18 protein-coding genes and 1 pseudogene are annotated in these 18,348 nt (G+C 65.2%); 13 read left to right on the plus strand and 6 right to left on the minus strand.

The window, feature by feature from the left end; translation table 11 throughout:
- The first annotated feature begins 9 nt into the window (after window positions 1–9).
- Window positions 10–2,508: a DNA ligase D gene (gene ligD, locus MJ8_RS00305; protein WP_201412563.1), complete on the plus strand. Its 2,499-nt coding sequence runs from the start codon at window positions 10–12 to the stop codon at window positions 2,506–2,508.
- A gap of 217 nt (window positions 2,509–2,725) precedes the next feature.
- Here the strand turns inward: ligD and MJ8_RS00310 are convergent, their stop codons facing one another.
- Window positions 2,726–3,400, minus strand: a complete 675-nt coding sequence (locus MJ8_RS00310; protein WP_201412564.1) for an ArsR/SmtB family transcription factor — start codon at window positions 3,398–3,400, stop codon at window positions 2,726–2,728.
- A 172-nt stretch (window positions 3,401–3,572) separates the two neighbouring features.
- On the opposite strand from MJ8_RS00310, the gene MJ8_RS00315 reads away from it, so the two are divergent.
- Together MJ8_RS00315 and MJ8_RS00320 are read left to right on the plus strand one after the other, a co-directional pair.
- Window positions 3,573–3,941: an NIPSNAP family protein gene (locus MJ8_RS00315; RefSeq protein WP_201412565.1), complete on the plus strand. Its 369-nt coding sequence runs from the start codon at window positions 3,573–3,575 to the stop codon at window positions 3,939–3,941.
- The gene (locus MJ8_RS00320; RefSeq protein ID WP_201412566.1) at window positions 3,938–4,282 is read left to right on the plus strand and encodes an antibiotic biosynthesis monooxygenase family protein; all 345 of its coding nucleotides are present in this window, start codon (window positions 3,938–3,940) and stop codon (window positions 4,280–4,282) included. The genes MJ8_RS00315 and MJ8_RS00320 overlap by 4 nt, the downstream gene beginning before the upstream one ends.
- Before the next feature lie 193 nt (window positions 4,283–4,475).
- Here MJ8_RS00320 and mbfA read toward each other — a convergent pair whose 3' ends face one another.
- Entirely contained in the window at window positions 4,476–5,459 is a 984-nt protein-coding gene (gene mbfA, locus MJ8_RS00325) for an iron exporter MbfA (RefSeq protein ID WP_201412567.1), read from the minus strand.
- 179 nt (window positions 5,460–5,638) lie between these two features.
- Between mbfA and MJ8_RS00330 the strand changes: the two genes are divergently transcribed.
- Window positions 5,639–5,962 carry a hypothetical protein gene (locus MJ8_RS00330; protein ID WP_040999331.1) on the plus strand — a complete coding sequence of 108 codons (324 nt, stop codon included), beginning with the start codon at window positions 5,639–5,641 and terminating at the stop codon, window positions 5,960–5,962.
- Between the two features lie 66 nt (window positions 5,963–6,028).
- Here MJ8_RS00330 and MJ8_RS00335 read toward each other — a convergent pair.
- Together MJ8_RS00335 and MJ8_RS00340 are read right to left on the minus strand one after the other, a co-directional pair.
- Window positions 6,029–6,360, minus strand: a pseudogene (locus MJ8_RS00335) (GFA family protein).
- 106 nt (window positions 6,361–6,466) lie between these two features.
- Window positions 6,467–7,426, minus strand: coding sequence for a cation diffusion facilitator family transporter (locus MJ8_RS00340; RefSeq protein WP_201412568.1), 960 nt, complete (start codon window positions 7,424–7,426; stop codon window positions 6,467–6,469).
- Between the two features lie 218 nt (window positions 7,427–7,644).
- On the opposite strand from MJ8_RS00340, the gene MJ8_RS32520 reads away from it, so the two are divergent.
- Window positions 7,645–7,770 carry a hypothetical protein gene (locus MJ8_RS32520; RefSeq protein ID WP_082953831.1) on the plus strand — a complete coding sequence of 42 codons (126 nt, stop codon included), beginning with the start codon at window positions 7,645–7,647 and terminating at the stop codon, window positions 7,768–7,770.
- Window positions 7,771–7,966: 196 nt separating this feature from the next.
- Complete coding sequence (sugE, locus tag MJ8_RS00345) at window positions 7,967–8,281, plus strand: quaternary ammonium compound efflux SMR transporter SugE (protein WP_201412569.1); 315 nt, start codon at window positions 7,967–7,969, stop codon at window positions 8,279–8,281.
- Between the two features lie 152 nt (window positions 8,282–8,433).
- Here the strand turns inward: sugE and MJ8_RS00350 are convergent, their stop codons facing one another.
- A complete protein-coding gene (locus MJ8_RS00350; protein ID WP_040999338.1) occupies window positions 8,434–8,862 on the minus strand; it encodes a DUF6481 family protein in 429 nt (142 codons plus the stop codon).
- A 230-nt stretch (window positions 8,863–9,092) separates the two neighbouring features.
- On the opposite strand from MJ8_RS00350, the gene MJ8_RS00355 reads away from it, so the two are divergent.
- The 5 genes from MJ8_RS00355 to MJ8_RS00375 all read left to right on the plus strand — a co-directional run bounded on the left by MJ8_RS00355 (window position 9,093) and on the right by MJ8_RS00375 (window position 14,233).
- Window positions 9,093–10,169, plus strand: coding sequence for an LLM class flavin-dependent oxidoreductase (locus MJ8_RS00355; protein ID WP_201412570.1), 1,077 nt, complete (start codon window positions 9,093–9,095; stop codon window positions 10,167–10,169).
- A gap of 106 nt (window positions 10,170–10,275) precedes the next feature.
- Window positions 10,276–11,448 carry an AI-2E family transporter gene (locus MJ8_RS00360; protein WP_201412571.1) on the plus strand — a complete coding sequence of 391 codons (1,173 nt, stop codon included), beginning with the start codon at window positions 10,276–10,278 and terminating at the stop codon, window positions 11,446–11,448.
- A gap of 87 nt (window positions 11,449–11,535) precedes the next feature.
- Entirely contained in the window at window positions 11,536–12,357 is an 822-nt protein-coding gene (locus tag MJ8_RS00365) for an arylamine N-acetyltransferase family protein (RefSeq protein ID WP_201412572.1), read from the plus strand.
- Between the two features lie 3 nt (window positions 12,358–12,360).
- Window positions 12,361–13,359, plus strand: coding sequence for an LLM class flavin-dependent oxidoreductase (locus MJ8_RS00370; protein ID WP_201412573.1), 999 nt, complete (start codon window positions 12,361–12,363; stop codon window positions 13,357–13,359).
- A gap of 73 nt (window positions 13,360–13,432) precedes the next feature.
- On the plus strand, window positions 13,433–14,233 hold the full coding sequence (locus MJ8_RS00375; protein ID WP_201412574.1) for an inositol monophosphatase family protein: 801 nt from the start codon (window positions 13,433–13,435) through the stop codon (window positions 14,231–14,233).
- Here MJ8_RS00375 and MJ8_RS00380 read toward each other — a convergent pair.
- Window positions 14,223–15,242, minus strand: a complete 1,020-nt coding sequence (locus tag MJ8_RS00380; RefSeq protein ID WP_201412575.1) for a LacI family DNA-binding transcriptional regulator — start codon at window positions 15,240–15,242, stop codon at window positions 14,223–14,225. The two genes, MJ8_RS00375 and MJ8_RS00380, sit on opposite strands and share 11 nt — an antisense overlap.
- 218 nt (window positions 15,243–15,460) lie before the next feature.
- Here MJ8_RS00380 and MJ8_RS00385 point away from each other — a divergent pair, with 218 nt between their 5' ends.
- Window positions 15,461–17,041, plus strand: a complete 1,581-nt coding sequence (locus MJ8_RS00385; RefSeq protein WP_201412576.1) for a sugar ABC transporter ATP-binding protein — start codon at window positions 15,461–15,463, stop codon at window positions 17,039–17,041.
- A complete protein-coding gene (locus tag MJ8_RS00390; protein WP_201412577.1) occupies window positions 17,038–18,333 on the plus strand; it encodes an ABC transporter permease in 1,296 nt (431 codons plus the stop codon). Before MJ8_RS00385 ends, MJ8_RS00390 begins: the two co-directional genes overlap by 4 nt.
- The last annotated feature ends 15 nt before the right edge of the window (window positions 18,334–18,348 follow it).

Raw genomic sequence — 18,348 nt, forward strand, 5'->3', positions numbered from 1 at the left:
AGTGGCGGCATGGCCAGCCTCGAGCAATACCACGCCAAGCGCGATTTCGGGAAAACCGCCGAGCCGTCCGGCAAGGTCGGCAAGCAAAAACAGGGCGGCGGCATTTTCGTCGTCCAGAAGCATGCCGCCACCCGCCTCCATTACGATTTCCGCCTGGAGCATGACGGCGTCCTCTGGAGCTGGGCGGTGACGCGGGGCCCGAGCCTGGACCCGCATGAGAAGCGGCTTGCCGTGCATGTCGAGGATCACCCGATCGACTACGCCTCCTTCGAAGGCACAATTCCGAAGGGCCAATATGGCGGCGGCTCGGTGCTTGTCTGGGACGAAGGCAGATGGACGCCCGACGGGGATCCGGCCAAGGGCATGAAGAAGGGCCATATCGACTTCGAGCTCGAGGGCCACAAGCTCAACGGCCGCTGGCATCTGGTCAGGCTGAAGCCCCGCCCCGGCGAGAAGCGCGACAACTGGCTGCTGATCAAGTCCAGCGATGCCGCCGCCCGGCCGGGCGAGGATATTCTCCAGCGGGAACCGAAATCGGTGAAGTCCGGCCTGACCATCGAGGAGATTGGTGAAGGCAAGGCTGCCAGGGGGCAGACACCGAAAGTCTGGCAGTCGAACAAGCCGGCTGCCCGCAAGGCCAAGGCCGGGCAGGCGAGGCGGCTGGAATTCATCGAGCCGCAATTGGCGACGCTGGAAAAGGATGCGCCCGGCGGCGACGACTGGTTGCACGAAGTGAAATTCGACGGCTACCGCATGCAGGCGCAGATCGAGGGCAGCGAGGTCAGGCTGCTCACCCGCGCCGGGCTCGACTGGACCGGGAAGTTCGAGGGGCCGATCACCGCCGCGCTGGCCAAATTGAAATGCCGCGACGCAATCATCGACGGCGAGGTCGTGGTGCTGGCCGACAGCGGCGTGTCGTCCTTCCCAATGCTGCAGGCGGACCTGTCGGCCCGCCGTGCCGACCGCTTCATTTATTACGTCTTCGACCTGATGCGGCTCGACGGCGAGGATCTGCGCCGCGAACCGCTGGTCGAACGCAAGCAGGCTTTGGCCGAGCTGCTTGGCGAACAGCCCGAGGATTCGGCGCTTCGCTTCAGCGATCATTTCCACGAGCCAGGCAAGGTGATGCTTCAGCATGTCTGCCGCATGGGCCTGGAAGGCGTGGTCTCGAAGCGCGCCGACGCGCCCTATCGCAGCGGGCGCGGCCTTACATGGATCAAGTCGAAATGCACGCTCAGGCAGGAATTCGTCATCGGCGGCTATCTGCCTTCCGACAAGACAGGCCGCGGCCTGCGCTCGCTGCTGGTCGGCTTCAATGACGGCGGCAAGCTGCACTACGCCGGCCGTGTCGGCACCGGTTTTTCCGGCAAGGTGATGACGGATCTGAAAAAGAAGCTCGATCGGCTCGAGACGAAGACCTCGCCCTTCTCCTCCGCTGTGCCCAAAGGCAAAGGCCTCACCTTCGTCAAGCCGGAACTTGTCGGCGAGGTGGAGTTCCGCAGTTGGACGTCCGACCGTATAATCCGCCACGCCTCCTTCCAGGGGCTTCGCGAGGACAAGCCGGCGGAGGAAGTCGTGCAGGAAAAGCCGAAAGAGGCCGAGAGCGAAGCAAGGCCGGGCGGAAGCCCTGCCAAGGCCTCGGCCGGACAGGCGAAAACCTCGATAAAACTTTCGCATCCCGACAAGCTGCTATGGCCCGACGAGAAGGTTTCGAAACAGGACCTGCTCGACCACTACGCGTTGGTGTGGCCGCGCATGGAGCCGTTCGTCGTCAACCGGCCGCTGAGCCTGGTGCGCGCACCGGACGGCATCCACGGCCAGCGCTTCTTCCAGAAACACGCCTCGCCCGGCATGAGCGCCAAGATCGCCCGCATGAAGGATCCGACCGATGGCGAGGAGATCCTCTACATTCAGGATTTCGACGGGCTGGCGGCGCTTGTCCAGTACGGCGTGGTCGAGGTCCATATCTGGGGCTCGACCATCGATCAGCTGGAAAAGCCGGACCAGATCATCTTCGACCTCGATCCGGACGAAGGCGTCGATGTCGGCCGCGTGCGCGAGGCGGCGCTCGACATCCACAGGCAGCTCGACGAATTGTCGCTGCCCAACCTGGTCAAGACCTCAGGGGGCAAGGGCTATCACGTGCTGGTGCCGCTGAAACCCTCGGCGGAATGGGACGAGGTCAAGGACTTCGCGCATGATTTCGCCCGCGCGCTGGAGCAGGCGGCGCCCGACCGCTACACGGCGACGCTGTCGAAGAAGGCGCGCACCGGCAAGATCTTCGTCGACTATCTGCGCAACGGCCGCGGCGCGACCACGGTCGCGCCCTACTCCTCGCGCGCCAAGAAGGGCGCCACGATATCGATGCCGGCGACCTGGCCGGAGATCGAGAAGGGGCTGGCTCCGAATGCCTTCCCGCTTGGCGATGAGACGACGCTGGCGCAGTTGAAGAAGGCCGATCCCTGGAAGGAGTTCTTCAAGCTGGGGAAAGCGTTGAAACGGGGGTGATCGCGCAACGTCGGCGGGACAGCACCCCCCTCTGGCCTGCCGGCCATCTCCCCCGCAAGGGGGAGATTGAGCGCTCAGCCGGTTTCGCCAATCTCCAATGTTGCAAGAATAGCGGAGCGCCAGAACTGCCAATCTCCCCCTTGCGGGGGAGATGCCCGGCAGGGCAGAGGGGGGTGCCTCGCGCCGACGTTGCAAGGCTGTCATTTCCTGCGCAGCCCTACGCCAGAAACAGCCTCTCAAACGCCTGCCTCCCCCTCGGCGAGAACACCACCGCACGGCTGTCCTTGTCGCGCCGCGCCCATTTCTCGCCGATGATCTTGTCGAGGATGGCGGCGCCCAGCGTGCCGGCGAGATGCGAGCGCCGCACGCTCCAGTCGAGGCAGGCGCGGCATACCGGCCGCCGCGCCTTGGCCTGGGTTTCGATGCCGAGCGCGGAAAAATGCGAGGCGCCGGCTGACGAGAGCCGGATTTCATTGCCCTCGCGCAGCAAAAGCTTCCTGTCGAACAGCCGGTCGAGCATCGCCACTGCCTGCTCGCCGGCGAGGTGGTCGTAGCAGACCCGCGCCACGCGCATGGCCGCGTCGCGCGGACCGGGCCGCACCCGTTTCGGGCCGACGGCCTCGGCGACGCCGATGATCGCCTCGATCATGCCGGCCACCTGCGCGCTGGCAAGCCCGTAATAGCGATGGCGGCCTTGGCTCGCCAAGGTGAGCAGCCCGCCTTCCATCAGCTTCGACAGATGCGAGGAAGCCGTGGGCAGCGACACGCCGGCTTCCAGCGCCAGTTCCGACGCCGTCAGCGCCGTGCCGCCCATCAGCGCGTTCAGCATGTTGGCGCGGGCCGGGTCGCCGACCAGGTTGGCGATGCGGGCAATATCGGGTCCTTCACGCATGGTTTGATCCTCATCGAAGCATTCCCGTCAGGGAAGCACTATTCTGGGACCATCTCAAGCAGCCCGGGCAAACACTCCTGACAAGGAGAATGCCTAGCACAGCGGCGTAAGCGACGTTTCGATCCCGGTCGAAGCATCGATGTGCGCAAGCCAACCGACGAGGAGACCCGACATGACCATCACCTGCTTCATCCGCTACGAGATCGACCCGTTCGGCAAGGCGGCCTTCGAGCAATATGCCCGGGCCTGGGGCCAGGCCATTCCGCGCTGCGGCGCCGACCTGATCGGCTACTACGCGCCGCATGAAGGCTCGGCGACCACGGCTTACGCCGCCTACAACATCGAGAGCCTTGCGGCCTACGAGGCTTATCGCGCCCGGCTTGCCGAAGACCCCACGGCCAAGGCAAATTACGAATTCGCCAGGCGCGAGAAGTTCATCATGAAGGAAGATCGCGTCTTCCTGAAGCTGGTCTCCGGGCCGCACGGTCCGCGGCAGCTCTTTCGCACCGACGTAACGGTCAAGGAAGGGATAGAGGCATGATCGCTGTGATCTTCGAGGTCGAGCCGGCGGAAGGGAAGCGCGATGCCTATCTCGGCATCGCCGCCGACCTTAAGCCGCTGCTCGAGAGCATCGACGGCTTCATCTCTGTCGAGCGCTTCCAGAGCCTGACCGATCCCGACCGCATGCTGTCGCTGTCCTTCTGGCGCGACGAGGAAGCGGTGAAGGCGTGGCGCAACACCGGGGAGCACCGGCAGGCGCAGCAGGCCGGCCGCGGCGGTATCTTTGCCGGCTACCGTCTGCGTATCGCTCGTGTCGTGCGCGACTACGGCATGGAGGAAAGGGCGGAGGCGCCTGCGGACAGCAGGGCGGTGAATGGGTAGGCGCGGCTCTCCTTCTCCCCTTGTGGGAGAAGGTGTCGCCGAAGGCGACGGATGAGGGGTGCTCCAGCTTGGCGACGCTCGAGGAGACGGCAAGTTTGCCGACGTCTCACTCCGCTTGAGCACCCCTCATCCGTCTCGGCGCTGACGCGCCGATCCACCTTCCCCCACAAGGGGGGAAGGAGAGCGCCGGCGCCTACGCATTCCCGATCAGCACGCCGGCCCCGAACACCAGCGCGCCGCCCAGCACCACCTGGAAGGCGGCGCGCCAGAATGGCGTCTGCATGTAGCGGTTCTGGATGAAGGCGATTGCCCAGAGCTCGAAGAACACCACGACCGCCGCGACGACGGTTGCCGTCCAGAAATAGGGGATGAGATAGGGCAGCGCGTGGCCGAGCCCGCCCAAAGTGGTCATGATGCCTACGGTGAGGCCGCGCTTCAACGGCGAGCCACGACCGGAGAGCTTGCCGTCGTCGGAGGCGACTTCGGTGAAGCCCATCGAAATGCCCGCGCCGATCGAGGCGGCGAGGCCGACGAGGAAAGTTTGGAAGGTCGCATGGGTGGCGAAGGCGGCGGCGAAGATCGGCGCCAGTGTCGACACCGACCCGTCCATCAATCCGGCCAGCCCGGGCTGCACATAGGTGAGGATGAACTGGCGCTGCTCGGCCGTGGCCTCCTCAACCTTGACCGTGCCCGGCACATGCTCCTGCTCCAGTTCATGCGCCGAGCTCTCATGGCCCTGCTCGGCCACGGCGAGGTCGTCAAGCAGCTTTCGCGTCGAGGCGTCGGTGGTGCGCTTGGCCGCCTCGACATAGAAGCGATAGGCCTGCCGCTCCATTTCCTCGGCCTGCCGGCGCACATGCTCGATGCCGAGCGGCTTCACCAGCCAGTCGGGCTTGCGCTCGAAATAGCCCTTGACGTGTTCGCGCCGGATCAGCGGGATGCGTTCGCCGAAGCGCTTGCGGTAAAGCTCGATCAGCGAATCGCGGTGGCCGTCTTCCTCCTCGGCCATCGCCTCGAACACTTTCGCGGATTGCGGAAAGTCTTGCGCCAGGCCATCGGCATAGGCGCGGTAGATGCGCCCGTCATCCTCCTCGGAAGAGATCGCCAGCGCCAGGATCTCCTGCTCCGACAGCGAATCGAAGGAACGGCGGCCGAAGCCGAAAACACGGGAAAGCATGATGAAACCACTCTTGTTTAGAATGATTCTAAACTAGGATCTTGCCTGCCGGGCGTCAATCGCCGGTCCGTCGACGCACCCGCGAATGGTTGCTCCAGCCCGCTTCGGCCAGCCCTTCATTATTGCCGAATGTTCGCCTATATGGGGTGGCAACAGCCGAAATTGAAGGAATCTACCGAATGACGGACAAGAAGCCGCCGCACGCATTCGATGCGAAGCCCGTTCTCGACCTCATCGCCAGCATCGAGGCCGACCTGCAGCGCCTCAAGGGTCTGGTCGAGCAACAGATCGAGAAATTCGATCCCGCCAATCCGCACAACAAGACGCCCGACGGCAAGCTCACCGAGGAAGGCGTCGAGTGCTGCTACCGCATGTTCGACGAGGGCAAGTCTCGCTACACCGTCGCCCAGCAGATGAAGATCTCCTTCGCCGCCGCCACCCACCGCTTCAACAATTGGCGCAAGCTGGGCGGCAGCAAAAGGACGAAGACGCTCTTGGGGTGAAAGGGTTCGCTTCGTGAGGTGTCGATCGGGCGCTTGCGCACGCAATCCCCGGTGTTTGCGCCAACCCTACTGCTCCTCCGTCGTCGTCATGCCCTCGAATTCCGGAAGCCAGCGCAGGGCCGACCGGTGCCATTTCTGGTGTCTCGGGACCAGGTCCTGACGCTGCCGGGCGGTCCCCACCCTCACGCCATAGACCTTCGGGCCGTCGCCGACCGACGTCGCGTAAAGATGCGAGCCGCAGTCGGCACAGAAAGCCTGGGCCCGCCTGGCGCCGCTTGCCACGACCTTGATGTAGATTTTCGGCGCGCCTTGGTGATCCTGTAGTCGCTTTCCGGCGCCGGAACGGTGACGCGAAAGGCCGTGCCGGTGAGCTGCTGGCAGTCCGTGCAGTGGCAGATCGATGTCTTCTCTGGATCGACCTCAGCCTCATAGGTGATCGCGCCGCAATGGCATCCGCCGTCGATCTTCATCGCCTGTCTCCTTACAAACTTCGCTGCGTTGAACCTAGCTCTCGTCCGAGGCCTCGGCCATGGTCTTGCGCCGCCGCTCCCATGTGCCAGTCGCCTGCGGCTTGACGAAGAGCCGGGAGATTTGCGGCATTTCCTTCTTGAGCCTTGCCTCCAGGCGCTCGACGCAGGCTTCGATCTCGGGCGCGGTGAGATGGTCCTCGAACTCGATGCTCAAGCCGGCGACGATTTCCTCCGGACCGATATGGACGCTCAGGATTCCGTTCGCCCGCTGCACCGCAGGATCCTGCTGGACGATTTCAAGCACCTTCTTCTGCACTTCGGACGACGCGGGTTCACCCAGCAGCAAGCCCTTGCTCTCGCGCGCCAGGAAGATGGCCGTGGCGCCAAGGATGATGGCAATGCCGATCGAGCCGACGCCGTCGAGCTCCGGGATCTCCAGGAGTTCGGCGGACAGGATGCCGGCGAAGGCGACGATGAGGCCGAGCAGCGCGGCGCTGTCCTCGAACAGCACCGTGTAGACGCTGGGGTCCTTGCTCGACTGCACGGCCTGCAGCCAGCCCTGCCTGCCTTTCTGCTGCCGAAACTCCTTCAGCGCGACCAGCCATGAGCTGCCCTCGAAAAGGAAGGAGAGGCCGAGCACGGTATAATTGACCTTGGCGTTGACGACCGGTTCGGGCGCCATGATGTGGATGACGCCCTCGTAGAAGGACACGCCGGCGCCGAGCGCGAACACCAGAAGCGCGACGATGAAGCTCCAGAAATAGAGCTCGCGCCCGTGGCCGAGCGGATGCGTGCGGTCGGGCGGCCGCGCCGCGCGACGCATGCCGTAGAGGAGCAGCGCGCCGTTGCCCGTGTCGACCAGCGAATGCACGCCTTCCGACAGCATGGCGGACGAGCCGGTGAAGACTGCCGCCGCGAATTTGGTGAGCGCGATCGCCAGATTGCCGGCAAGCGCGGCGTAGATCACGCGTCTCGATCCGCTATGTCCTGCCATTCGATCTCCGACCTGCCCCAGCCTGGCGGGACACTGAAACTCCACAGACAATGCGCCAGGCAATCGGAAGTTCAAGCCGCCGCAGCGCGTTGAATGAGCATGGCGACGGGAAATCGGTTGACATCCGGCCACACCGCCGAGTCGGCGAGATGCCGCCTCTTGCAGTCCGGCATTTCTCTTGTTTCACTTGGATCGCCCACAAACCGGAGGAGCGAATCATGGCAAAAGGTGCGATGAAGGCGGGCAAGGAACCCCGCAAGCCGAAGAAGGATGCCAAGAAGCCCGCCGCGGCCCCGGCTCCGAAGGCGCCGCCGGTCAAGGCGATGCGCATCAAGGAGAAGTAAGCGGCCGGATTCGGTCGGCCCGGCTCGATCCTGGCTTGAACCGGCAGCATCACCGTGCTGCCGGTGTTTTGTTGATCGAAAAACAAGGGCACCCTATATCCAGACGGCGAGGACGACCTCGCTTCCCCGAAGAACCGGCCGGGACGACCCGCCACATCAAGCATCTCAACCGATGCTGGAATGACGGAGTGTTTCGATGTCCTGGATCTTTCTTTTCTTCGCCGGCCTGTTCGAGATCGGCTGGGCGATCGGCCTCAAATACACCGACGGCTTCTCCAAGCCGCTGCCGACCCTTCTCACCATCGTCTCGATGATCGTCAGCCTCGGCCTGCTCGGCTTGGCGCTGAAGACGCTGCCCGTCGGCACAACCTATGCGGTGTGGACGGGCATCGGCACCGTCGGCACGGCGCTGCTCGGCATCTGGCTGCTCGGCGAGCCGGCGACAGCCGTGCGGCTCGCCTGCATCGGTCTGATCGTTTGCGGCATCATCGGCCTCAAACTGGTGGCCTGAGCATTTTCAGAGCGGTTCATCGTTTCACGGAAAACGGCGAACCGCTCTGTCCGGACGGAAAACCGCCCACACTCTCCTGGAATTGCTCTAGGCACAAACGCGTTCAGGGCCGCTTTCGGCGACCCTGACCTCATGGTTCCGAGAACCCGAACTTAGCGGGCGGAGAAGCCCGGAGGCGTCCGGCCTACGCGCGCCTTGCGGGCGGCGTAGCGCGCGTCACGCTTAGCCTTGCGCGCCGCTTCCTCGGCGAGCTCGATCGCGATGCGCTCGGCCTCCTCGGCTTCGCGGCGCCTGGCCTCTTCGGCCGCAGCTGCTTCCGCGGCCAGACGCGCCGCCTCGGCAATCGCCTCGCGCTCGGCCTTCTCGGCCGCTTCACGCGCCAGCTTTTCCTGCTTCAGTCTTGCCTTTTCGGCCTCGCGGATGGCGCGGGCCTCGAGGATCGCCTTGCGTTCGGCCTGGCGGGCGAGCACAGCCGGATCATCCGCCGCCGGTCTTGCCTTGAAGCGCTCGAGCAGCGCCTTCTTTGCCTCGTTCGCGGCGTTGCGCCGCTCGAAAATGTCTTTTTCCCTGTAGATAGCCAAGTGCACTTCCCTGCAGTCTATTTGCGACGCTTACATACGCGCGAAACCGGCGAGTTCAAGCGCCAAATCGGTATGCCAGCCATGAAAAATCCGGGCTTGTTGCCGCAGGGATACGGCGCGGCAATGCATGATGCACTGTTCACAGATCGCGCCTCTGGCGGGCGGCGGGGCAGATCGTTACCTCTAGCGCCGACAAGCAACGCCACGCGAACATCTCAGGGTATAACCCAATGGAACTCGGTCTCTACACTTTCGCCGACGTCAGTCCGGAGCCGGGTCCCGGCGCCATCGGCCCGCATGAGCGGCTGCGCAACCTCATCGAGGAAATCGAGCTGGCCGACCAAGTCGGTCTCGACGTGTTCGGGCTCGGCGAGCATCACCGCCCCGACTATGCCGCCTCCGCGCCGGTCGTGGCGCTTGCCGCCGCGGCCGAGCGCACGAAGAAGATCCGCCTTACCAGCGCGGTCACGGTGCTCTCCTCCGACGATCCGGTCCGCGTCTTCCAGCAATTCGCGACGCTCGACCTTCTGTCCGACGGACGCGCCGAGATCATGGCCGGGCGCGGTTCCTTCATCGAATCCTTCCCGCTGTTCGGCTACAATCTCGAAGACTATGACGAGCTCTTCGCCGAGAAGCTCGACCTGCTGCTCGCCATCCGCGACCAGGTGAAGGTGACGTGGCAGGGCAAGCTGCGCGCGCCGATCAATGGCCGCGGCGTCTATCCGCGTCCGTTGCAGGAAAAGCTGCCGATCTGGATCGCCATCGGAGGCACGCCGCAATCGGCCGCCCGCGCCGGCGTGCTCGGCCTGCCGCTGGCTCTGGCCATCATCGGCGGCGAGCCGGCCCGTTTCGCGCCGCTGTTCGATATCTATCGCGAGGCGGCGCGCCGCGCCGGCACCGATACGGCAACGCTTGCCACCAGCATCAACGTGCATGGCTTCATTGCCGAGACGACGGAACAAGCGGCCGACGATTTCTACGGACCGCAGGCCGAGGTGATGAACCGCATCGGCCGCGAGCGCGGCTGGGGCCCGAGCTCGCGCGCCCATTTCGACCAGGCGCGCGGACCGAATGGCGCGCTCTTCGTCGGCAATCCCGAGCAAGTGGCGGAAAAGATCGTCGCCCAGCACAAGATCTTCAACAACGACCGCTTCCTCCTGCAGATGGCGATCGGCACGATGCCGCACGCCAAGATCATGAAGGCGATCGAGCTCTACGGCACCAAGGTGGCGCCGCTCGTGCGCAAGGAGACGGCGAAGGCGGCGTCCGCCGCGCCGGCGCCAATGTCGGGAGTGACTGGCGCCTGAGCTGCTGCAGCCGAAGGGCGTCCATGATCGCCGGCTAACGGAACCTTGGCCCGGCGGACACGTTTTCCCGGCGATTGCACCGGTTGCGGTGCTCCTGAGGGAACCGATGAAAGCCGAGCCGATCGCTTCGGACGCGAGCGCTGCCGAAAGCCATGACGCGCGCGCCGGTGCGCGAGCCGACATGCGCCTGATGCGGTCGCTGCTGATCGGGATTTTCATTCTGTTGACGGCGGCGGCGCTGTATTTCGCCCGCGCCTTCTTCATGCCGGTGATACTTGCCTTCCTGCTGGCGTTGACGCTGACGCCGATCGTGCGCTTCCTGCGCAAGCGCGGTATCCCGGAAGTGGTCTCGGCGACGCTGCTGGTGCTCTTCTCCATCGTCGTTTTCGCCAGCGCCGGCTATCTGCTCAGCGGCCCGGTCATCGACCTCATCAACAACTCCTATTCGATCGGCCAGCAGCTGACGGAGCGGCTGGCGCCGTTCAAGCGGCCGCTCGAACGAATGATGGACCTCGCGCATCAATTGGAGGGGCTGACCGAGACATCGCAGGAACCCGGGCTTCAGCGGGTCGCGGTGGCGCCTTCCGGCATCCTGTCCACGGCGGCGAGCAACATCCTGGAAGCAGGCACCGCGATCACCATAGTGTTCGTGCTGTCGCTGTTCCTGCTCGCGTCCGGCACGCTGTTCTACGAGAAGATCGTCCAGTCCTTCACCAGCATGACGCAGAAGAAGCGGGCGCTGCGCGTCGTCTATGATGTCGAGCGCGAGATTTCGCACTATCTGCTCACGGTCTCCGTCATCAATGTCAGTCTCGGCACGGTGATCGGGTTGGGTCTGTGGGCGCTCGGCATGCCGAATCCGCTGGTTTGGGGGGCGATGGCGGCATTGTTCAATTTTCTGCCCTATGTCGGGGCGCTGGTGACCGTCTTGATCGTCGCCGTCATCGCGCTGATCAGCTTCGACACGATCGCCTATGCGCTGCTGGCGCCGGCCTTCGTGGTGTTGTGCGATATCATCGAAGGCCAGTTCGTGACGCCGATGGTGGTCGGGCGGCGACTCGAGATCAACGCCGTGGCGATCTTCATCGCCATCGCTTTCTGGTCATGGCTGTGGGGTTTTGTCGGCGCGCTGATGGCGGTGCCGCTGCTGGTCGTCATCAAGGTCTTCTGCGACCATTTCGAAAGCCTGGCCCCGTTTGGCAATTTCCTGGCGGCGCAGCACACTTCTGTCGTCGATGACGAGCCGGCCGATAACAACAACCACAATCGAGCCGCCTGACGCTGGCCCAATCCCAAGCCCCGGCCATTGTTTGCGACGCCGGTGACCAGTGCCTATATCGGATCGGTCAAGCCGGACCGTCCCTGAATGAGCGACTTCGATCTCGATGGCTATTTTGCCCGCATCGGTTATGGCGGACCGGCCGCGGCGTCGCTCGCCACGCTGCAGGCGCTGCACGCCGTCCACCCGCGGGCGATCCCGTTCGAGAACATCGATGCGCTTATGGGCGTCTCCGTCGGCCTCGACGTCGCTTCGCTGCAGGACAAGATTATTCGCCAGCGCCGCGGCGGCTATTGCTTCGAGCACAATCTGATCTTCATGCACGCGCTCGACGCCCTGGGCTTCACGGTCAGCGGGCTCGCCGCCCGCGTGCTCTGGGGCCAGCCGGATGACGCCATCACCGCGCGCAGTCATATGCTGCTGCGTGTCGAGCTTGGCGGCCGCACTTACATTGCCGATGTCGGCTTCGGCGGCCTGACGCTGACGGCGCCGCTGCTTTTGCAAGCCGGGCTGAAGCAGCGGACGCCGCACGAAACCTTCCGCCTCTTCGAGGCCGGCGGACAATTCCGCCTGCAGGCCGATATCGGCGAGGAGTGGCGCACGCTCTACCGCTTCGACATGAGCCAGGCCTACGAGGTCGACTACCGGGTCGCCAGCCACTTCCTCTCGACGCATCCGAGCTCGCATTTCCTGTCGACGCTGGTCGCCGCGCTCGCCTTGCCCGACCGGCGCTATGCGCTGCGCAACAATCGGCTGTCGACGCATCATGCCGGTGGCCGCAACGAGCAGCGCGAGATCGCGACGGCCATTGAGCTCGCCGACGTGCTGGAGAACCAGCTCGCCATCGTCATTCCCGACCGCCCCGCCTTCGAGTCGAGGCTCAGGGAAAAACGCATCGTGGAGACCTGACCAATGACGGACCTTTCGGTTCTCGACCTGTCGCCGATCGCGCAAGGCAGCACCGCCTCGCAGTCGCTTGCCAATTCGCTCGACCTCGCCCGCCATGCCGAGCGCCTGGGCTACAAGCGCTACTGGCTGGCCGAGCACCACAACATGCCGGGCATTGCGAGCGCCGCCACGTCGGTCGTGATCGCGCATGTCGCCGGCGGCACCAAGACGATCCGCGTCGGCGCCGGCGGCATCATGCTGCCCAACCACGCGCCGCTGGTGATAGCCGAGCAGTTCGGCACGCTGGCCGCGCTTTTTCCCGGCCGCATCGATCTCGGCCTCGGCCGCGCGCCGGGCACCGACATGCTCACCGCGCGGGCGCTAAGGCGCAACCTGGAGTCCGCCGACAATTTCCCGCAGGACGTGGTCGAGCTGATGGGCTATTTCCAGCCGGCCGAGGAAGGCCAGCGCATCCGCGCCGTGCCCGGCGAAGGCCAGACGGTGCCGGTCTGGATCCTCGGCTCAAGCCTCTATGGCGCGCAGCTCGCCGCGCTTCTCGGCCTGCCCTACGCCTTCGCCTCGCATTTCGCGCCGGCCGAGCTCGACCATGCGCTGGAGGTTTATCGCACGCGCTTCCAGCCCTCGGCGCAGCTCGACAAGCCCTATGTCATGCTCGGCCTCAATGTCTTTGCCGCGCCGACGGACGCCGAGGCGAAGCTTCTGTTCAGCTCGCTGCAGCAGGCCTTCGTCAACCTGCGCAGCGGCCGGCCCGGCCAATTGCCGCCGCCGGTCGAGAATTACGACCGCGATCTCGACCCTATGGCGAAGAGCATGCTTGCCCAGGCGCTGTCCTGCGCCGTCGTCGGCTCGCCGGAGACGGTGCGCCAGGGCATCGACGCCTTCATCCGCCGCACCGGCGCCGACGAATTGATGGTGACGGCCCAGTGCTTCGACCACGCGGCGCGCGTGCGCTCCTACGAGATTCTCGCCGAGGTGTATAAATCGATGTCGAAGGCGGCGTGATGTCGGCAGCTTTTGCCTGACATGCTCCTCTGCTAAGGGCACGCGTCCCTCCTAGAACGCGCGAGACCTGCCCGTGACCCATGACCTCGACGACCGCATGCATTTCGCCATCGACCTGGCGCGGCGCGCCGGCGAATTGGGCCTCAAATATTTTCGTGACCTCGACAATCTGACCATCGAGAGCAAGGGCCACCAGGACTTGGTTTCCGAGGGCGACCGAGAGGTCGAGCTGTTCATCCGCGCGGCGATCGTCGAGGCCTATCCGCAGGACGGCATCGTTGGCGAGGAGCACGCGGCGGTCACCGGAACAACCGGTCATGTCTGGGTGATCGACCCGATCGACGGCACCGCCAATTTCGTGCGAGGCATTCCCGCCTGGTGCGTGGTAATCGCCTGTGCCAGGGATGGCGAGACAGTGGTAGGCGTCATCCACGAGCCTTCGACCGACGAGACGTTCTACGGCCGCCTGGGCGGCGGCGCCTTCCTCAACGGCAAGCCGATCACGGCCAGCAATGCGGCGTCGCTTACCGAGGGCGCCGTCGGCACCGGGCTTTCCAACCGCGTTTCGACCAAGAATGTCGTCGAGCTCATCGGCCTGATCATGGGCGAGGGCGGCGTCTTCTACCGCAATGCTTCCGGAGCGCTGATGCTTGCCTATGCGGCGTCCGGCCGGCTGCTCGGCTATATCGAGGAGCACATGAACGCCTGGGATTGCCTCGCCGGCATGCTGCTGGTCGAAGAGGCCGGCGGCACGGTGCTGAAAGCGGATCCGAAGACGGTGCTCGGCGACGGCACGCGGGTGATCGCAGGCGGCCGACGCATCTTTCCGAGGTTGCAGCTGCTGTGCGATAGCTCTTTCGGATCTACGCGCTGACGCTCTGCGCCACCGCGCCCAGCGGCCGGCAGGAATTGCGGATCATCAGCCGGCCCTTCAGCACCAGCTTGCGCGGCGGCGCGTCGCGGTTGCCGGCCAGCCGGTCGAGCAGGAGGTTCGCCGCCTGCTCGCCGATCGCCTGCACCGGCTGCGCCACCGTGGTCAGTTGCGGCACGAACACGTCCGACCAGGGAAAATCGTCGAAGCAGGCGACCGAAATGTCCTCGGGACAAGAGAGGCCGATGTCGCGGATCGCCTTCATGGTGCCGATCACCATCGGGTTGTTGGCCGAGAAGATGGCGGTGGGCCGGTCGTGCAGTGAGAGGAGCTGCATGGTGGCGTTGTAGCCGTCGATCTCGTGGAAATTGCCGGAGCGTATGAGCTCCTCCGCCACCGGCAGGCCGGCCGCCTGCAGCGCCTCGCGATAGCCGATCATGCGGTCGTGCATGGGGGATATGTCGGAGGTGCCGGTGATGTAGGCGATGCGGCGGTGGCCAAGGTGGATGAGATAGGTGACGGCGTCGAACACGGCGCGCTGGTTGTCCAGCACCACCGCGTCGGTGTCGACGCCCTCGCAGAGACGGTCGAGGAGCACCACCGGCACATTGGCGTCCTCGACGATGTCCTTCAGAATGCCGCCGTCGCCGACGCGCGCCACGATCAGCCCGTCGACCATGCGGTCGAGCAGCAGGCGTATCTGCTCGTCCTGCGTGTTCAGGTCCTCGTCGGTGCAGCACAGCATGACGGCATAGCCGGCGCGGTCGAAAGCCTGCTGGATGACCGAGACGACATCGGTGAAGAACGGGTTGGTGATGTGCGGCACGGTGAGGCCGATGGTGCGCGTGGTGCCCATCTTCAGGCTGCGGGCAATGGCATTGCGCTTGTAGCCGATGTCGCGGATCGCCTGCTCGATGCGTTGCGTAAGCTCGGGGCTGACGGTGGCGGTACCGTTGAGCAATGCCGATACGGTGGCCACCGACACGCGCGCCGCCTCGGCTACGTGCAGCATGGTCGGCGCCGTGGATTTCCGCTGTTTTTTCCGCCCTGACACCGTCATTTTCGAAACGTTTCGCCGCCCTTATTTGGCTAAACCTACGTAAAGCCGCCATTTTCCGCAAGAATTGAAATGCATCAATCCTCAGCAACCAGATATGCGCTTGACACCTTCGAAACGTTTAGATTAGCGTTCCAGCCATCGAAGACGACGGAGGGAGGCCGTCCTTTGCCATGCAGCGCGCGGATTCCATCACGACTGGCAATGCTACGGCCGATGGTCCAGCCGCCGTTCTGAGCGCGACCGGCATTTCCAAGCGATTTGGCGGCATCGCCGCGCTGTCCGGTGTGAGTCTGGACCTCAGGCCGGGCGAGGTGCATGCGCTGATGGGCGAGAACGGTGCCGGCAAGTCGACGCTGATGAAGATACTCTCGGGCGTCTACACGGATTACGAAGGCACTGTCGCGGTCGACGGCCAGTCGGTCCGTTTCACCGGCGTCCGCGACGCCGAGGACGCCGGCATCGCCATCATCCACCAGGAGCTCAACCTCGTTCCCGAGCTCAGCGTCGCCGACAACATCTTCCTCGGCCGCGAAAAGCTGATCGCCGGGCTGGTCGTCGACCGCAAGGCGAGCAGCCGCGCGGCAAGCGCGCTGCTTGAGCGCCTCGGCATCGAGCTCGATCCGGACGCGCGCGTCGGCACGCTCAGGGTCGGCGAGCAGCAGCTCGTGGAGATCGCCAAGGCGCTGTCGAAATCGGCGCGCATCCTGATCATGGACGAGCCCACCTCGGCGCTCTCGCCGGCCGAATGCGAGCGGCTGTTCCGCATCATCCGCCAGCTCGCGGCAGGCGGCGTCGCCATCGTCTACATCTCGCACCGCATCGACGAGGTCATGCATCTGGCAAGCCGGGTGACCGTGCTGCGCGACGGACGCCATGTGGTGACGCAGGACATGGCGGCGCTGAGCGAGGACGCCATCATCTCGGCCATGGTCGGGCGCGACCTCCTGGCATCCTCCGATCACGAGCGCGGCCCGGGTGGCAGGACAGCGCTCTCGGTCAGGGACCTGTCGCTGTCCAAGCCCGACCGGCATGGCTGGCGCACGGTGATCGAGGGCGTGAGCTTCGATCTTTCGGCGGGCGAGATCCTCGGCATAGGCGGGCTGCTGGGTTCCGGCCGCACCGAAATCCTGGAGGCGATCTTCGGCTCAAGCGACGGCCGCACCGGCGGCGAGATCAAGCTCGACGGCGTGCCGGTCGAGATCGGCTCGCCGCGCGAGGCGCGCCGGCTCGGCATCGCCCTGGTGACCGAGGACCGCAAGACGCAGGGCCTGCATCTCGCGGCCTCGATCACCGACAATGTCGCGCTGCCCCTGGTCGGCGCGCTGGCGCGCTTCGGCCTGCGCTCGCGTTCGGGCGAGCAGGGCCTGGCGCGAGAGGCGGTGAGCGCGCTCGGCATACGCTGCGAAAGCATCGAGCAGGCCGCCGGCACGCTGTCGGGCGGCAACCAGCAGAAGGTGGTGATCGGCAAATGGCTGGCCACGCGGCCGCGCGTGCTCCTGCTCGACGAGCCGACGCGCGGCATCGATGTCGGCGCCAAGCGCGAGATCTACGACCTCATCTTCAAGCTCGCCGGCGACGGCCTGGCGATCGCCGTGATCAGCTCGGAACTGCCCGAGCTTCTGCATCTGGCCGACCGCATCCTGATCATGGCGGAGGGCCGCCAGCGCGGAATCCTGTCCCGTGCCGAGGCCAGCGAGGAAGCGATCATGCGGCTTGCCGCGCCGCGCCGAACTTCGAGACCTGCCGCATGAACCTCTTCAGCCTTCTCTCCCGCACCAAGCTTTACTGGGGGCTGATCGCCATCTTCCTGATCGGCGTGTTCGGCTCGCCGATCAGCTCAAAGGGCAACAACATCTTCCTGTCCTACGGCAACCTGCTCGACGTGCTGCGCCAGGTGTCGACCACCGGCCTCATCGCCACCGGCATGACGGCGGTGATCCTGACCGGCGGCATCGATCTCTCCGTCGGCTCGCTGATGGCGATCTGCTCCGTCGTCTGCGCCATGCTGCTCACCGTGCCGGGCGTCACGCCGTCGGCGGCGCTCGGCGTGCCGGCGACCGCGCTGGTCGCCTTGTGCCTCGGCGCGCTGGCCACGCGCTTCATCCTGCTCAACATCGAGAAATCCCGCGCCGGGGCGCAAGCCGGCCGCGAGGTGCGGCTCGACAAGGGGCGCGGACTGGTGATCCCGGGCATCGTCGGCGTTGTGCTGTGCTGCCTTTCGCTGTGGTACCTGCTGCCGCAGGTCGAGACCAAGTTCGGCGTGCTCGGCGTGCTTCTGGTGGCGCCCTGCGTCGGCCTGCTGTTCGGCACCATCAACGGCTTCATCATCGTCGCCGGCCGCCTGCAGCCCTTCATCGTCACGCTTGCGATGATGGTGACGGCGCTCGGCATAGCGCGCCTGACCGCTGGCCAGAACAATGCCGTGCTGCCGGTCTATACAGGCTCCAACGCCACCGAGGACTTCGAGATACTGCGTTCGCTGGTGCTTGGGGTCGTGCCGATGCCGGGCCTCTTCTTCCTCGGCGCGGTCGTGATCTATGGCGCGGTGCTGCGCTTCACGCCCTTCGGCCGCTATGTCTATGCCATCGGCGGCAATGAGGAGGCGGCCAGGCTTTCCGGCATCGCGGCCGGACGCGTCAAGATCGCCACCTATGCGGTGTCCGGCCTGCTCGCAGGCATCGCGGCTGTGCTCTACGTGGCGCAATACCGGCAGGGCAAGCCGGATGCCGGCGCCGGGCTGGAGCTCGACGCAATCGCCGCCGTGGTCATCGGCGGCACGAGCCTGATGGGCGGACGCGGCAGCCTCATCGGCACCTTCTGCGGCGTGCTGATCTTCGGGCTGCTCTCCAACATCCTGCAACTGCACAACATCAATTCGAACCTTCAGCTGGTGCTGAAGGGGGCGATCATCATCGGCACCGTGCTCGTACAGGAGCGCAACGCCGGCGACATCTTAAGCTATCTGCGCCTGCCCGGCGGACGGACGGCGCAAAAGGAAACGGCCGCGGCAAAACGGCCGTCACAGGAGACCTCGTCTCTATAATCCGGAGGAAACAGG

This window comes from Mesorhizobium sp. J8 (assembly GCF_016591715.1).
Lineage (GTDB): Bacteria > Pseudomonadota > Alphaproteobacteria > Rhizobiales > Rhizobiaceae > Mesorhizobium.

Bases quoted from the DNA above. Each gene is read 5' to 3' on its own strand.
- ligD (WP_201412563.1), top strand. From the start codon at position 10: ATGGCCAGCCTCGAGCAATACCACGCCAAGCGCGATTTCGGGAAAACC.
- MJ8_RS00310 (WP_201412564.1), bottom strand. From the start codon at position 3,400: ATGCGTGAAGGACCCGATATTGCCCGCATCGCCAACCTGGTCGGCGAC.
- MJ8_RS00315 (WP_201412565.1), top strand. From the start codon at position 3,573: ATGACCATCACCTGCTTCATCCGCTACGAGATCGACCCGTTCGGCAAG.
- MJ8_RS00320 (WP_201412566.1), top strand. From the start codon at position 3,938: ATGATCGCTGTGATCTTCGAGGTCGAGCCGGCGGAAGGGAAGCGCGAT.
- mbfA (WP_201412567.1), bottom strand. From the start codon at position 5,459: ATGCTTTCCCGTGTTTTCGGCTTCGGCCGCCGTTCCTTCGATTCGCTG.
- MJ8_RS00330 (WP_040999331.1), top strand. From the start codon at position 5,639: ATGACGGACAAGAAGCCGCCGCACGCATTCGATGCGAAGCCCGTTCTC.
- MJ8_RS00340 (WP_201412568.1), bottom strand. From the start codon at position 7,426: ATGGCAGGACATAGCGGATCGAGACGCGTGATCTACGCCGCGCTTGCC.
- MJ8_RS32520 (WP_082953831.1), top strand. From the start codon at position 7,645: ATGGCAAAAGGTGCGATGAAGGCGGGCAAGGAACCCCGCAAGCCGAAG.
- sugE (WP_201412569.1), top strand. From the start codon at position 7,967: ATGTCCTGGATCTTTCTTTTCTTCGCCGGCCTGTTCGAGATCGGCTGG.
- MJ8_RS00355 (WP_201412570.1), top strand. From the start codon at position 9,093: ATGGAACTCGGTCTCTACACTTTCGCCGACGTCAGTCCGGAGCCGGGT.
- MJ8_RS00360 (WP_201412571.1), top strand. From the start codon at position 10,276: ATGAAAGCCGAGCCGATCGCTTCGGACGCGAGCGCTGCCGAAAGCCAT.
- MJ8_RS00365 (WP_201412572.1), top strand. From the start codon at position 11,536: ATGAGCGACTTCGATCTCGATGGCTATTTTGCCCGCATCGGTTATGGC.
- MJ8_RS00370 (WP_201412573.1), top strand. From the start codon at position 12,361: ATGACGGACCTTTCGGTTCTCGACCTGTCGCCGATCGCGCAAGGCAGC.
- MJ8_RS00380 (WP_201412575.1), bottom strand. From the start codon at position 15,242: ATGCTGCACGTAGCCGAGGCGGCGCGCGTGTCGGTGGCCACCGTATCG.
- MJ8_RS00385 (WP_201412576.1), top strand. From the start codon at position 15,461: ATGCAGCGCGCGGATTCCATCACGACTGGCAATGCTACGGCCGATGGT.
- MJ8_RS00390 (WP_201412577.1), top strand. From the start codon at position 17,038: ATGAACCTCTTCAGCCTTCTCTCCCGCACCAAGCTTTACTGGGGGCTG.